Source organism: uncultured Aquimarina sp. (genome assembly GCF_947496855.1).
Taxonomy (GTDB): Bacteria; Bacteroidota; Bacteroidia; order Flavobacteriales; family Flavobacteriaceae; genus Aquimarina.
In genome coordinates this window covers 982866-998340 of sequence record NZ_CANMED010000001.1, presented here as the reverse complement: position 1 = coordinate 998340, position 15475 = coordinate 982866, and the positions used below count along the sequence as shown (strand labels likewise).

Genomic DNA, 15475 nt, shown 5'->3' with positions numbered 1-15475 from the left:
TGAGATCTTAACTTTTCCTAAAATGGAGATGTAGATTAAACTATTTTAGTACTAGGTTGTTTTTATATTACCGAAACTCGTACCTTCTTTTTCTTAAGCCTTGTGTTGGTTACTTGTTCTATAACCTTATTTGCTTTAGAAGCTTTTACAGCTACAAATGCGCAATCAGGTTTGATTTCGATAATCCCTAGTTCATCCTTACCTAGTTTCCCTTGTTTAAAGAAGAGTCCCGCGATATCTCCTTTAGAGATTTTATCCCTTCTTCCTCCAGAAACAAATAGAGTTTCCCAGTCCGACGGTTTCGGAATAGAAGCATCTTCTAATACTTCCTCATCTAGATCTGTTATGAATTCTGGGAGTTCCTCATTTTTCCATTGTAGAATATAAGCAGTTCCATCTGCGTTCATCCTAGCTGTTCTTCCGTTTCTATGGGTAAACTCTTGACTTTTAAGCGGTAAATGATAATGAATAATATATTTGATTTCTGGAACATCAATTCCTCTAGCAGCAAGATCTGTTGCTATAATAATCTGGTGAGTTCCGTTACGAAACTTGATCAAAGCACGTTCTCTGTCTTTTTGCTCCATACCACCATAAAAACAACCGTGATTGATCTTATGCTCTTTTAAAAAGTCACTCACTCGCTGAATCGATTCTTTGTAATTACAAAAGATAATTCCTGGTTGATTACCAATATGACTTAGAGCCTTTACGAGTGTTGGTAGCTTGTCCTTAGTATCAGAAATAATGGTTTTGATCTGTAATTGAGAAGAACCTTCACCTAGGTAATCAATTTGTACTGGGTTTTGTAACCCTACGAATTCAGGAATGGCTACTTCTTGTGTTGCTGAGGTCAATACTCTTTTCTGGATATTAGGCAAAGCTTCTATAATCTCTGTCATTTCAGATTCAAAACCTACTTCTAATGATTTATCAAACTCGTCCAAAACAATCGTATTAATATGATCTACCGAAAAACTGTCTCTTCGTAAACGATCCGCAACTCTACCTGGTGTTCCAATAAGAATTGCAGGACGATGTCTTAGATCTAATTTATCTTGAGATCCTGATCGACCTCCATATACAGCATTCACCTTATAGCCTGTGCCCATATCTCTCGCCACTTGCTCTATCTGTATTGCTAATTCTCTGGATGGCACCAGAACCAAAGTTTGGATCTCATCACAATCCGAATCTAAGGCGTCAATTATAGGTAACAAAAAAGCAACAGTTTTACCTGTTCCGGTAGGAGATAATAACACCACATTATCACTAGATGAAATCGCTAGTTTTGCTTCTTCCTGCATAGGATTAAGCATGTCTATCCCTAGTTTTTGTAATATATGTTTCTGATTTTTTATAATACTTGACATTCGGCAAAGGTACAGTTAATTAGTGCTTAAATTCAATAAAATTTTAAAGAGAAGGGAATCGTTTTGCAAATTTTATAATAATACTTTTTTTAGTTTTTAAAGAAATTTAATAGGATATATTTTCATATTTGTATATATTACTAAAGGTATTAAAATGACATTTTTTCTAAACTTTATACTCTGTAGTTGGTTTTTTTTGGAGAAAATTCCCTAATTTTAATTATTCAATACCTTTATAACACATTTCATTCCATATTTATTTAACGGAGTCGGCTTTTAATTTTCTAAGGATTAGCTCAAATTTTGTTTAAAATATTTAAAAGTTTAATTATGAAAAGAATTTTAGCGATAGATGATCAACAACTAATTTTATTATCTCTGGAAAAGCATCTTACAGATCTTGGCTATTCAGTAAAATGCGCGGATAATGGAAAAGAAGGCTTATCGCTATTCGAATCTTTTGCTCCCGATTTGGTTATTGTAGATATTAATATGGATGAAATGTCCGGATTGGAAGTTATAAAGACCATAAAAGAAGAAAGAAAATCAGATGTTAAAATATTGGTACTTTCTGGTAATAACGATGAAGATACTATTATTGATGGGTTTGATTTAGGCATTGATGATTATATGAAAAAGCCTTTATCTCTAAATGAAGTTTCCGTTAGAATAGGAAGAATTTTAGGAGTTAAATATGAAAGATCTCCTTCTGAAGACTCTAAAGGCAAAATGTTACAAAGAAATTGTATTGGAGTTGTAATACCTTGTTACAATGAAGAGAAGCGATTACTTAGTAAAGAATTTATAGATTTTACCAATAGTAATTTAGGGTATCACTTGTGTTTTGTTAATGATGGTAGTACAGATAATACCTTAAATGTATTATTAGAACTAAGTAAAGGAAGAGAAGATAATATAAGTGTATATAATTGTGAAAAAAATGGAGGTAAAGGAGAAGCTGTAAGACAAGGAGTTTTACATTTAGCACAAGACAAGCAATTGGATTATATAGGGTATTTAGATGCGGATTTATCAACGGATTTCAAAGATTTTGATGATCTTGTTCAGACAATGGCTACATCCGATTTTAAAATAGTTAGTGGCTCCAGAATGAGTAGAATGGGTGCAGATATAACCAAAGAATCAGCTCGTAAAATTATAAGTAAAACTATTAATTTGATTATCCGGAATATTTTAGGAATGTCTTTTAATGATACTCAGTGCGGAGCTAAAATTATGGACAAAGAGGTTTTTAATGAACTTTTTGAAGAGAAATTTATAACTCGATGGCTATTTGATGTAGAAATTTTTATGAGAATGCGTAAATTCTATGGTAAGAAAAAAGCTATTTCCTATATCTGCGAACAGCCTCTAAAAAGATGGATTCACGCTGATGGCTCTAAGCTATCTATGAAAGATTCTGTAAAAATAGTGGGGCAACTTGGACATATAGCATATCATTATAGTTTCAAAGCAAAAAACAAAGTTTTAAAGACTTGATTTAATGATTTTCTTGAAGATACTTAGTAATGTTCTTTAAAATACTCTCAAACTCTTCTCTAAAAACTTCAGATGTATTCTTTAGGTTATCTTCGTATTTCTCTGCTAAATCGTAACTTTTTTGTAAACCCAAAATACTGATTTTGTGTTTAAGTTTATGAACATCTTCTGCCGCTTTTTTATAGTTTTTAGACTTTATACTCAAGAAGTATTTTTCTTTTTCCCCCGGGAATTCTTTGTTAATAACCCCAAAAATTTTCTCTTCAAAAGCTTTATCTCCGTTAGATAGTTTAGTGATAAATGATAAATTCGGTTCTTCCATAAATTTTTATTGTATTTAATGATATTTCAAATTTACATGTAATTACGATATTTTGAATCTATTTCTCAACAATAATTAGAAGGTTTTTTACAGTAATTATATGTTTTAATTATGTAATAATTTGATTATGTGTGTATTGAATATATTTCGTTTCAGTTTTGTTAATTTATTAGTTAATATAAAAAGGTGTTTTTTCCCTTAATTATGTTGATAAGAGAGGTTGTCCACATTTTTTTGTTTACAAAATGGATGTTTTTAACATTTTTATCTAGGTTATCAACATTTTTTGTAGGAAAATTATGTTTATAAACAATTTTATTAACAATATTTGTGTTTTTAATCGATTAAAATGATGTTTATATAAAATTATTAACACTAACTTGCTGATAATGTTGATTATATGTTAATAACTTTGTATATTTACTACAGTTAAACCTAAAATCACACAGTTATGAATCATCTTTATTCTTCTATTGATCTTATTTTAAAAAATGTTTTAGATTTCTTAAAAGACCTTCCCGGTGCATCTAGTTATGCGATGCGTAAATAATAATAAATTGTTTAGTGTAGTTTATAATAGTGAAAGAGGTTGTTTCCCATAAACAACCTCTTTCTGTTTTTAATAGAACCTATCTTGATCATGTATAAGAGATTAAATTTACACAATGAAAATTAATAAGATGAAGGTTTCGAAAACTATTGTACGTACATATTTAGAAATATATTTTTTCACTTTAATCTCTAGGATAACTTCTGCCATACTTGCTCAATACCTAAATATTTTGTTCTTTCGTTATCATGCCAGACACCTTGAAAGATTTAGAACAAAAAATACGCTCCTTTACTCCGGTTAGTGACTCGGACATGGAGTTCGGATTACAGTTTTATAAAAGGAAAACCTTTAAGAAAGGTCAGTTTCTGGTACAACCTGGTCAGTACATTCGGGATTTTTATTTTATGAAGCAAGGATGTGTTACGTTCTATACCATAGAAGAGGGAATTACCAGAGTTATGGAGTTTTACACAAGTGGCTCTTTCTTTACAGATCTTTATCCCTATATAGAAGAAATTCAGTCAGAATCATATCTAGAAATTACGGAAGATTCTATAGTGTATGTTATTTCTAAATTAGATGCTTTAAAAGTTTTTGATCATTCTCATGCTTTAGAACGTTTTGGGCGATTGTCTATGCAAAAAGCTTTTATAAATAATTTCCAGCGTATCAATCGAATCAAAAACTTATCGAACCAAGAGCGCTATTTACAGTTATTAGAAAAGAGACCATCACTTTTTCAGCGTGTTCCACAATATCTTATTGCATCTTATTTGGGGTTAACACCTGTGGGGCTTTCTAAAATTCGAAAGAGATTAAGTAAGAAGTAATTACTATTGATTTAATTACTACTTCTAGTTTGTAAACTTTTGTGGGAGTAAGAGGTTTTGTATGCTTAAGGTATTTTTAGAACCCATATCAGAGTTTTTTTTATTTAAAAACCAAAGGATATCTTAAAATTAATATTTATTAAACTAGTTTAATTAGAATCTACTAAATATTCACGAAATTTATTGTGTTGTTAACAATCAACTTCTTAAAATTTCACACAATGGCTAAAGAATATATAGATTTAGATACGCTAAAATACCTTTTATATGATGTTCATCAATTAGAAGAAGTATTACAGCAGGATCGTTTTACAGATCACGATAAAGAATCATTAAACTTATTTTTAAATTCAGTAAAAGAATTCTCTGATAGAGAATTGTTCCCCTATTTTAAAGAAATGGACGAAAAACCTGCCTATTATAAGGATGGGTGCGTAGTAGTTCATAAACAGGTAGAAGTAATGATGAAAAAAGGAGGAGAGATGGGACTCATTTCTGGTACTTTTGATTATGAAGCAGGAGGATTACAATTACCTATGATGATTTATACAGCTTCTGCTTTTATTCAGGATGCGGCTAATAATCATTTGCCGGGATATGTAGGATTAACCCTTGGTGCTGCGGAACTAATTATTCATTTTGCTAGTAAAGAGTTAAACGATACTTATGTTCCAAATATGCTTTCAGGAAATTGGGGAGGAACTATGTGTTTAACAGAGCCGCAAGCCGGTAGTTCGTTATCAGATGTGGTAACCAAAGCAACACCTCAGGAAGATGGTTCTTATAAAATTTTAGGGCAGAAAATTTTTATATCTGGTGGTGACCATCAATATGCGGATAATTTTGTACATCTGGTTTTAGCTCGTATCGAAGGTGCACCAGCAGGAACAAAGGGAATTTCTTTATTTATAGTCCCTAAAAAGCGTCCCGATGGAAACGGTGGTTTGGTAACTAATGATGTAACGACTGTTGCAGATTTTCAAAAAATGGGTCAACGAGGATATTGTACTACGCATTTAGGTTTTGGAGATGCAGATGACTGTAAAGGTTGGTTAGTAGGAGAAGCACATCAGGGACTTAAATATATGTTTTTGATGATGAATGGTGCTCGTATTGCTGTTGGGCGAGGTGCTGCCGCAATTGCTACTGCTGCGTATCAGGCTTCATTACAATATGCTAAAGAACGTCCTCAAGGAAGAAAACTAGCCAGTACAGGTAAAAAAGATCCTGAACAAGGACAAACATTGATTATTAATCATCCAGATGTGCGCAGAATGTTGTTACTACAGAAAGTGATTGCAGAGGGTTCCTTAAGTTTAGTGTTATTAGCTTCAAAATATTATGATCTTAAGGAGACATTGAAGAACGAAGCCGAAAAAGAAAAATATAGCTTGTTATTGGAACTGATCATCCCTATGGTGAAAACTTATCCATCCGATATGGGTGCACATGCGGTTTCTAACGGGTTACAAGTGCTTGGAGGGTATGGGTTCTGTTCGGATTTTATATTACAACAGTATCATAGAGATATTCGGATTTTTCCTATCTATGAGGGAACGACAGGTATTCAATCTCAGGATTTATTAGGAAGAAAACTCCTAATGGAAAACGGAAAAGCGCTAGAGTTACTAAATAACGAAATAATGCAAACGATCCGACAAGCATCAGAATATGATGACCTAAGGCGATATGCTAATGCATTAGGAGAAAAACTATTATTGACTCAAAAAGTAATAGGATTCTTAGTTGGTTTTGCTAAAAATGCAGATTATGAACGTTTTCTGTCTGATGCGACACCTTTTATGGAGTTCTTTAGTAATATTACAATGGCTTGGATTTGGTTGGATATGGCAGTAAATGCTAAAAATGCTATCATAACCGGAAAGAATACTTACTCTGAAGAATTTTACGAGAGCAAGATTCACGCTATGAAATTCTATTTTAAATATGAACTACCTAAAACTAGTGGTCTTGCAGAGATTCTTATGGATGAAGAAGTATTGACTATAGCAGAAGAGAAAGAGGTTTTTAATTAATTCATTGAATAATTTTTAGTTTTTCAACATTTTATTATTAAAACATTAATTCATTAACTCGATAATGAACAGCATAAAACAATCATTTAATTTAGAAGGGAAAGTAGCTATTGTTACAGGTTCAAGTAAAGGAATAGGGAAATCTATAGCACAAGGATTAGCAGAACATGGCGCTAAAGTAGTTATTAGCAGCCGAAATCAAGAAGCTGTAGATGAAGTAGCGAAAGAGTTTAAGGTAGCTGGATTAGAAGCCGTTGGTATTGCTTGTCATATTGGTAAAGCAGATCAGAGGAAACATCTTGTTCAAAAGACGATCGAATATTATGGAGGAATCGATATACTAGTAAATAATGCAGCAATTAATCCTATTTATGGTCCAATTGAAGATGCAGACGAAGAAGTATTTGATAAGATTATGGATGTTAACGTAAAAGCACCTTGGATGTTATCCAATCTAACCTTGCCTTCTATGCAAGAGCGGGGCGGCGGTAGTATTATTAATATTGCCTCAGTAGAGGCGTTACATCCTGGAGCAGGATTAGGGTTGTATAGCACTAGTAAAGCAGCTTTATTGATGCTTACTAAAAATCAAGCAAAAGAATGGGGTCAATACGGAATTCGAGCAAATGTACTATGTCCAGGTTTGATAAAAACGAAATTTAGCGCTGCACTTTGGCAAAACGAAAAGTTATTGAATAAAATTGAAAAGACGTTACCAACATCGCGTATGGGAATGCCTGATGAAATGGCGGGTATGGTTTGTTTATTAGCATCAGAAGCAGGAGCCTATATGACAGGAAGTGTTTATAATGCAGATGGAGGGTATATGATTGCGGGTTAATTAGGTTTGATTTACTAGAACAAATACTTTATTATTTGAAAAATAGTAAAACTAATAAGATACATATAAAATGAATTTTGAGTATTCAGAAAAAATTATAAAACTTCAAAAAAAACTTACAGTTTTTTTTGAAGAACATATATTACCTGTAGAAGAAGAGGTAAATATCTTTCTCTATAATCCTGAGAATAGATGGAAAGCCTGGTCAGGAATGGAAGACTTAAAGGCAAAAGCAAAAACAGCTGGATTATGGAATTTGTTTTTACCCAAAAGCTATGGGGATCTAAGTCCAGGATTAACAAATCTAGAATATGCCCCTTTAGCAGAAATAATGGGTCGCATTTTATGGTCTTCAGAAATCTTCAATTGTAGTGCTCCCGATACCGGAAACATGGAAGTATTAGCAAAGTATGGATCTCCAGAACAACAGGAAAAATGGCTAAAACCTTTGATGAATGGAGATGTTCGATCTGCTTTTTTAATGACCGAACCTGATGTAGCTTCATCGGATGCTACGAATATAGAGACTTCTATTGTAAGTGATGGCGATGAATATATTATTAATGGAACAAAATGGTGGTCTTCTGGAGGAATGAATCCTCATTGTAAAATTGCTATTGTGATGGGTAAAACAGATCCCAATGCTTTAAGGCATCAACAGCAAAGTATGATATTAGTGCCTATGGATACACCAGGATTAAAAATTATTCGACCCTTATCTGTGTTTGGATTTTATGACTCTCCAGAGGGACATGCGGAGATTGTTTTAGACAATGTGCGAGTGCCAAAAGAGAATTTAATTTTGGGAGAAGGAAGAGGTTTCGAAATTGCTCAAGGACGATTAGGACCTGGACGGATTCATCATTGTATGCGTTTGATAGGGATGGCGCAACGTTCTTTAGAATTAATGTCGAAACGAGCTTCAGAACGCATTGCTTTTGGAAAGGCATTTAGAGATTATAGTAGTATCCGTCAAGAAATTGCTCAGTCACAATGTGATATTGAACAAGCAAGATTATTAACACTTTCTGCAGCTTATAAAATGGATAAGTTGGGTAATAAAGCATCCAAAGATTTAATCGCAATGATCAAGATAGTGGCTCCGAATATGGCATTAAAAGTAATTGATAGGGCTATGCAGATACATGGTGGAAAAGGAGTAGGACCAGACACTCCTTTAGCACATTTCTTTGTTGCTGCAAGAATGCTGCGCTTGGCGGATGGACCAGATGAAGTGCATATGTACCAGTTAGGGAAAAGCGTAATTAAAAAATATTCAGAGTAATACATAATAATATTAGATACAATGTTTTGTACTAATCAACCACATCAATAATGCAAAACGTACGCAAAGGCGAAGAGCTAAACGAGAAAACTTTAAAATCATTTCTTCATAAGCATGAATTGATAGATAATGACCAAAGCAGTTGGCAAGTAGAACAATATACACATGGCTATTCTAATCTTACCTATTTGATTAAAATAGAAGATAAAGAATATGTACTCCGTCGCCCTCCTTTTGGAGCTATTAAACGTGGTCATGATATGGGGCGTGAGTTTAAAGTGCAATCAGGTGTATATAAAACGTTTCCGAAAGTCCCAAAAATGTATGCTTTTACAGATGATGAAAGTATCCTAGGCTGTCCTTTTTATATCATGGAAAAGGTAGATGGGATTATTCTGAGTGCTCGAGAAGCTAAAAAAAGAAATATTTCTGCAGGTGATTTCAAAATCATTGCAGATTCTTGGTTAGATACGTTTGTAGAATTACATAAGATAGATTACAAAAAAGTAGGTCTATCAGATCTAGGTAAGCCAGAAGGATATGTAGCAAGACAAGTACTAAATTGGGGGAAACAATACCTCAATGCAGCAACAGGTAATGTTCCAGCAGCAGAAAAGGTAATGAAATGGATGGAAGAACATCAGCCTAAAGACTATAGATATAGTTTGGTTCATAACGATTTTAAATATGATAATGTAGTTTTTAAAGACGATAGTTGGAAAGAAGTTATAGCAGTGTTAGACTGGGAAATGGCAACTCTAGGAGATCCATTAATGGATTTAGGAACTTCTTTAGGGTATTGGACTATGAGTAGCGATCATGTATTTGTTCAACAAGGAATTCCATCACCAACCATTATGCAAGGGAATCCTAGCCGAAGCGAGATTGTAGAATTATACACAAAGAAAAGTGGTAGAGATGTGGATCACCTTGTATTTTATTATGCTTTTGGGCTTTTTAAAATAGCGGTGATTGCGCAACAGATTTATTATAGATATGATAAAGGACTAACTACAGATCCTCGTTTTGCACAATTAAACAAAGCAGCAGAATTGCTTTGTAACTTAGCTTGGCAAGCAATTCAGACCAAGAAAATAGATTAAAATTAGATATAATGGATTATTTAGAAGCAACATACTATTTTGATTATGAATCAGATGAGATCCAGAACATTATTAGAGAATTTAATACAGATAAATTATCCTCTAAGGAAAAAGCTATACGATTATATCTTAAGGTGAGAGATGATTGGTGGTATGATCCATATCATATTAGTTTTTCTAAAGAAGGTTATAAAGCAAGTAGGACCGCAAAAAAACAAAATGGACATTGCCTCGATAAAGCAATTCTATTGATCGCTTGTTTACGATCCTTGGGAATACCAGCAAGAATTCATCTTGCTAAAGTGAAGAATCATATTGGAGTAGAACGATTAATAGAAAAATTTGGAACCAATGAGTTAACACCTCACGGAATGGTAAATGTCTATCTAAATGGAAAATGGCTAAAAGTGTCTCCTGCTTTCAATAAAGCTTTATGCGAAAAATGTAATGTAGCTCCGCTAGAATTTGATGGAGAACGAGATTCAATGTTTCAGGAGTATGATAATAAAGGAGGAGTTTTTATGGAATACCTAGAGGATTATGGACATTTTGATGATGTACCGTTTGATTTTATATTAAATAATATGAAAGAACATTACTCGGAAATCACCAAACTATACAAAGGACAAACCGAAATTAGATTATAAAACTACTTTTATGAATAATACGCATATAGGGATTACTCAAAAACAGTTTCATGATTTCCTGGAATTTCAGGTCAATGGACCTTTTCAGATGATTAATCTGCTTAAATTTAAAGATGTTGTAGAAGAAACTGGGACTACCGGAGCAGAGGCTTATGCTCAGTATACGAATGCTATATTACCCTTTTTTCAAAATACAAAAGCCAAAGTGGTGTATCAAGGGAAACCATTATTTGGTTTAATTGGTCCAGAAGATATTATCGAGTGGGATAAAATACTTATTGTAGCATATGAAAGTAAACAAGAGTTTATTTCTATGATTACTAAAGAAGGATACCCAGCAGAAATGCGCAGTCGAGCACTGGCTGATTCTAGATTGATTTTGTGTACTGAAAAATAAAATAACGAACTTAAATAATAACATGCAAGTAAAAGATAAAATAGTCATAGTTACTGGATCGGGCTCTGGAATTGGAGCAGCTACGGCAAAGCATTTTGCAAAACATCAAGCTACCGTAGTGGTTTCGGATATTAAAGAAGAAAAAGCTAATAACATTGCTAATGAAATTAATAATGCAGGAGGTAAAGCAGTTGTGATTACTGCCGATGTTTCTAATTTTGAAGAAGTACAACAATTGATTAATAATACGGTAGAGCAGTTTGGACAGCTAGATGTTATTGTAAATAATGCTGGGATTGGTCCTAGAAATATGGCGAAAACTGGAGAATATACTTTAGAAGATTGGGATAGTGTCATTGCTGTAAATCAAACAGGAGTATTCTACTGTATGAAACTAGCATTACAACAAATGATGAAACAGGGACATGGTAATATAGTAAATCTAGCCTCTTTAGCAGGTTTAAAGGCATCATTAAACAATCTTTCTTATAGCGCAAGTAAATTTGCAGTTGTCGGAATGACTAAATCCGCAGCTTTAGAATATGCTACTAAAAATATTCGTGTTAATGCAGTGTGTCCTGGTTATACGGAATCTGCTTTATTAGAAAAATTATTATCGGTACGTCCAGATATGGATCAAATGCTTAAGAGTGTTATCCCAATGAAACGATATGGACTCGCGGAAGAAATAGCTGAAGCTGTTGTGTGGTTAGCTTCTGACAGTACTAAATTCATTACAGGACAAACCATTACTTTAGACGGTGGAACCTCTTTGTAGAATAATTAATTAATATCAAATCAAGTTAAATTCGAGAATGCAGACAATTAAAATAGAAAGAAAACAAAATTACGCAATTGTTCAGTTAAATAGAGGCAAGGTAAATGCGATTAACCATCAAATGACCAAAGAGATAAGACAAGCTTTTTCAGATTTAGAAACTGATGATACAGTAAAGGGAGTCATTATTACTGGGACTCCACATTTCTTTTCTGCAGGTTTGGATGTGATTGAATTGTATGCTTACGATAAACCAAAGATGAATGAGTTTTTTAATGATTTTGGAGGGATGTATATTCAGTTGGCTAAGTTTACCAAACCGTTTGTTTGTGCAATTACAGGATATTCTCCAGCAGGAGGATGTGTAATTGCTATTACTGCTGATTATAGGATTATGGCTGCTGGAGAAAAGTACACGATTGGATTAAACGAAGTTGCAGTGAATATTCAGATTTCTAATAACCTTATTAGAGGATACTCTTATTGGTTAGGAGAAGGAAAGGCAAACGAATGTATTCTTGGAGGAAAGTTATTGAATGTAGAAGAAGCTTTGACCTTTGGATTAGTCAATGAGATATGTGATTTGGAAGAAGTGTTACCCAAAGCAGAAACTCAGATGCAGCAATATTTACGAGCAGATCAGGATATTTTTAAAAATACAAAATATAAACTTCGTAAAGATTGGTTAGAAGGTATGGAGGAAAATCCTAAAATAGATCTAGAACAAGCAATTTCCCTTTGGTGGAAACCAGAAATAAGAGCAAAAATGAAAGCTTTTGTAGAAAGCCTTCAGAAAAATTAAAAATACTAGTAAAATATAATAATACACAAAAAATGAATAAACAAATCATCTTAAAAAACCGTCCAGAAGGATTACCTGATACTAATACTTGGGAATTACAATCTAATGCAATTCCTGAACCCGCAGAAGGAGAAGTACTTGTACAACATCATTATATTTCATTGGATCCTGCAATGAGAGGATGGATGCGTGAAGGTAAATCATATATAGAACCTGTGGAATTGGATAATATCATGCGTGCTGGTTCTATTGGAAAAGTTATAAAATCAAATAAACATCCAAAGTTTAAAGAGGGTGATTATGTCACCGGTTGGGGTGGTGTACAACAATATACCGTTACTAATGGAGATAATTGGTATTCAGTGGATCCAAGTTTAGCGCCTTTACCGCTGTACATAGGAACTCTTGGAATGCCAGGAATGACAGCGTATTTCGGAATTTTGGAAGTAGGGAAAATTAAAGAAGGAGATACTGTTTTGGTTTCTGGAGCCGCAGGAGCTGTAGGGAGTGTTGTTGGACAAATTGCAAAAATCAAAGGATGTCGTGTTATTGGAATCGCAGGAGGAAAGGATAAATGTGACTATGTTGTGAATGAATTAGGCTTTAATGCCGCAATTGATTATAAATCCGAAGATATTTATGATGCAATCAAGCGAGAATGTCCGAAGGGAATTGATGTGTATTTCGATAATGTAGGTGGAGAAATTTTAGATGCTGCTCTGTCAAGACTTCGTATGCATGCTCGCATTGTGATTTGTGGAGCCATTTCACAATACAACAATATGGAAGATATGCGTGGGCCTAAGAACTATTTGTCATTATTAGTAAACCGAGCTACCATGCAAGGAATGGTAGTAATGGATTATGCTAAGGATTATGGAAAAGCTGCTATGGAAATGGGAGGTTGGATTGCTAAAGGAAAGCTAAAAACAAAAGAAGATGTGTATGATGGAATTGAAAATTTCCATGAAACGTTTCTACGTCTTTTTTCTGGAGATAAAATGGGTAAGCTTGTACTAAAAGTTATTGAAGAATAGCGTATCCAGACCTTTCAGGTTTTTAAAACCTGAAAGGTCTATTGATAAAGAACACTCTAATATTCACAAACCAATTATGAAAGCAATAGTCTGTAAACAATATGGATTACCATCCAGTCTGATATTAGAAGATATAGAAATTCCAAAACCAAAAGAGAATGAAGTTTTGGTTTCTGTTAGCGCTTGTGGAGTCAATTTTCCGGATACCTTAATAATTCAAGGCTTATATCAGTTTAAACCAGAGTTACCATTTATTCCAGGAAGCGATGTAGCAGGAGTAGTAAAAGCAATAGGAGCTGAAGTAAAACACTTAAAAGTAGGTGATGCCGTTTTTGGATTTGTAATGCAGGGAGGATATGCAGAAGAAGTTGCAGTACCTGCCAATGTATGTTTTAAAAAGCCACCAAAAATGGAATTTCCTATTGCTGCATCTTTTATGATCGCCTATGGAACATCGTACCATGCATTAAAAGATAGAGCAAAGCTTAGAGAAGGAGAAACGCTATTAGTTTTAGGAGCATCAGGAGGTGTTGGGTTGGCTGCTGTAGAATTAGGAAAGTTAATGGGAGCCAAAGTAATAGCTGCTGCTTCATCAGATGAAAAACTCAAACTATGCAGAGAATATGGTGCTGATGAAGTCATTAATTATATGGAAGAGGACTTGAAATCTAGAATAAAAGAGCTAACAAACGGAAAAGGAGCAGATGTAGTTTATGATCCTGTAGGCGGTGATTATTCGGAACTTGCATTGAGAGGTACAGCTTGGGAAGGCAGGTATCTGGTGATAGGTTTTGCAGCAGGACATATCCCTAAGATTTCTTTGAACCTTACATTACTAAAAGGTTGCTCAATAGTAGGAGTGTTTTGGGGTAATTTTGCAATGAAAACCCCTAAGAAAAACAAGGAAAATACTATGCAATTAATGCAATGGCTAGAAGAAGAAAAACTGAAACCACATATACATAAGATATATCTATTAGAAGAAGCTCCTAATGCTTTAGAAGAGATGATGAACCGAAAAGTGAGAGGAAAAGTCGTAATTCAGTGTTCATAAACTGATTGGTAGCATAATAGATACATTAATTGTTAGCCTGAACTTATCGAAGGCCGTTTTAAACTAAAGTTTCATTATACTTCGATAAGTTCAGTGTGATATTAGAATATTTGATAAACAATTTGAAAGTATGAGATTAAAAGATAAAGTAGCTATTATCACAGGCGGTGCCAGAGGGATTGGCAAAGCTATTTCGGAATTGTTCGCTCAAGAAGGTGCAGCCGTGATTATATGGGATTTATTGACTGAAGGTGAAACTGTTGCAGAAGGAATTGCAGCAAAAGGACAAGTGTCAGAATTCACGAATATTTCTGTAACTGATAAAACAGCTATCGTGAATGAAGCTGAAAGAATCCATAAAAAATATGGTAAAATAGACATCTTGATCAATAATGCTGGTATTACGAAGGATCGGACGCTTCATAAAATGAGTGAAGCAGAGTGGGATGCAGTAATCGATGTAAACCTGAAAGGTGTTTTTCTATGTACACAAGTAGTTTCACAATACATGAAAGAAGCTGGATATGGTCGTATCGTTTCTGCAGCATCTAATGTAGGATTGCGAGGTAATTTTGGACAAACCAACTATGCTGCTACAAAAGCAGGAGTGATTGCCATGTCTAAAACCTGGACGATGGAATTAGGAAAATACGGTATTACGGCAAATGCATTAGCACCAGGCTTTACCTTAACAGAAATGACGCAACAAATACCTGAAGAACATATAGAAAGTATTAAATCACAGATTCCACTTAGAAAAGCGGCTACGCCACTAGATATAGCTTATGGATATCTTTACCTGGCATCAGACGAAGCATCATATGTTTCGGGTATATGTCTAACAATTGATGGAGGAATTTCAAGATAGAAGTAACAAGTTTTGATATTTAAGTTGTTATATGTGACTAGAATGCAAC

General features: G+C 33.9%; 15 protein-coding genes. 13 read left to right on the top strand and 2 right to left on the bottom strand.

All coding sequences use genetic code 11. From position 1 onward, the window contains the following. Nucleotides 1-62: 62 nt before the first annotated feature. Nucleotides 63-1373: a DEAD/DEAH box helicase gene (locus Q0921_RS04430; protein ID WP_299253864.1), complete on the bottom strand. Its 1311-nt coding sequence runs from the start codon at nucleotides 1371-1373 to the stop codon at nucleotides 63-65. A gap of 330 nt (nucleotides 1374-1703) precedes the next feature. Here Q0921_RS04430 and Q0921_RS04425 point away from each other — a divergent pair, with 330 nt between their 5' ends. After that, on the top strand, nucleotides 1704-2873 hold the full coding sequence (locus Q0921_RS04425; RefSeq protein WP_299253861.1) for a response regulator: 1170 nt from the start codon (nucleotides 1704-1706) through the stop codon (nucleotides 2871-2873). Between the two features lies 1 nt (nucleotide 2874). Here Q0921_RS04425 and Q0921_RS04420 read toward each other — a convergent pair whose 3' ends face one another. Then, nucleotides 2875-3195 carry an Hpt domain-containing protein gene (locus tag Q0921_RS04420; protein WP_299253858.1) on the bottom strand — a complete coding sequence of 107 codons (321 nt, stop codon included), beginning with the start codon at nucleotides 3193-3195 and terminating at the stop codon, nucleotides 2875-2877. A 798-nt stretch (nucleotides 3196-3993) separates the two neighbouring features. On the opposite strand from Q0921_RS04420, the gene Q0921_RS04415 reads away from it, so the two are divergent. The 12 genes from Q0921_RS04415 to fabG all read left to right on the top strand — a co-directional run bounded on the left by Q0921_RS04415 (nucleotide 3994) and on the right by fabG (nucleotide 15426). Next, nucleotides 3994-4578: a Crp/Fnr family transcriptional regulator gene (locus tag Q0921_RS04415; protein ID WP_299253855.1), complete on the top strand. Its 585-nt coding sequence runs from the start codon at nucleotides 3994-3996 to the stop codon at nucleotides 4576-4578. A gap of 221 nt (nucleotides 4579-4799) precedes the next feature. Next, nucleotides 4800-6614 carry an acyl-CoA dehydrogenase gene (locus Q0921_RS04410; protein ID WP_299253852.1) on the top strand — a complete coding sequence of 605 codons (1815 nt, stop codon included), beginning with the start codon at nucleotides 4800-4802 and terminating at the stop codon, nucleotides 6612-6614. 64 nt (nucleotides 6615-6678) lie between these two features. Further along, nucleotides 6679-7455, top strand: coding sequence for an SDR family NAD(P)-dependent oxidoreductase (locus tag Q0921_RS04405; protein ID WP_299253849.1), 777 nt, complete (start codon nucleotides 6679-6681; stop codon nucleotides 7453-7455). A gap of 70 nt (nucleotides 7456-7525) precedes the next feature. Continuing rightward, nucleotides 7526-8740, top strand: coding sequence for an acyl-CoA dehydrogenase family protein (locus tag Q0921_RS04400; protein WP_299253846.1), 1215 nt, complete (start codon nucleotides 7526-7528; stop codon nucleotides 8738-8740). Between the two features lie 50 nt (nucleotides 8741-8790). Further along, on the top strand, nucleotides 8791-9843 hold the full coding sequence (locus tag Q0921_RS04395) for a phosphotransferase family protein (RefSeq protein WP_299253843.1): 1053 nt from the start codon (nucleotides 8791-8793) through the stop codon (nucleotides 9841-9843). 11 nt (nucleotides 9844-9854) lie between these two features. Next, entirely contained in the window at nucleotides 9855-10490 is a 636-nt protein-coding gene (locus Q0921_RS04390; protein WP_299253840.1) for a transglutaminase family protein, read from the top strand. Between the two features lie 10 nt (nucleotides 10491-10500). Continuing rightward, complete coding sequence (locus Q0921_RS04385; protein ID WP_299253837.1) at nucleotides 10501-10887, top strand: hypothetical protein; 387 nt, start codon at nucleotides 10501-10503, stop codon at nucleotides 10885-10887. 22 nt (nucleotides 10888-10909) lie between these two features. Then, nucleotides 10910-11665 (top strand): SDR family NAD(P)-dependent oxidoreductase, encoded by a 756-nt coding sequence (locus tag Q0921_RS04380; RefSeq protein ID WP_299253834.1) that lies wholly within the window; start codon nucleotides 10910-10912, stop codon nucleotides 11663-11665. Between the two features lie 37 nt (nucleotides 11666-11702). Continuing rightward, complete coding sequence (locus Q0921_RS04375; RefSeq protein ID WP_299253831.1) at nucleotides 11703-12467, top strand: enoyl-CoA hydratase/isomerase family protein; 765 nt, start codon at nucleotides 11703-11705, stop codon at nucleotides 12465-12467. Between the two features lie 32 nt (nucleotides 12468-12499). Further along, nucleotides 12500-13504 carry an NADP-dependent oxidoreductase gene (locus Q0921_RS04370; protein ID WP_299253829.1) on the top strand — a complete coding sequence of 335 codons (1005 nt, stop codon included), beginning with the start codon at nucleotides 12500-12502 and terminating at the stop codon, nucleotides 13502-13504. 76 nt (nucleotides 13505-13580) lie between these two features. Next, a complete protein-coding gene (locus Q0921_RS04365; protein WP_299253826.1) occupies nucleotides 13581-14558 on the top strand; it encodes an NADPH:quinone oxidoreductase family protein in 978 nt (325 codons plus the stop codon). 130 nt (nucleotides 14559-14688) lie between these two features. Beyond that, entirely contained in the window at nucleotides 14689-15426 is a 738-nt protein-coding gene (fabG, locus tag Q0921_RS04360) for a 3-oxoacyl-ACP reductase FabG (protein ID WP_299253823.1), read from the top strand. Nucleotides 15427-15475 lie beyond the last annotated feature (49 nt).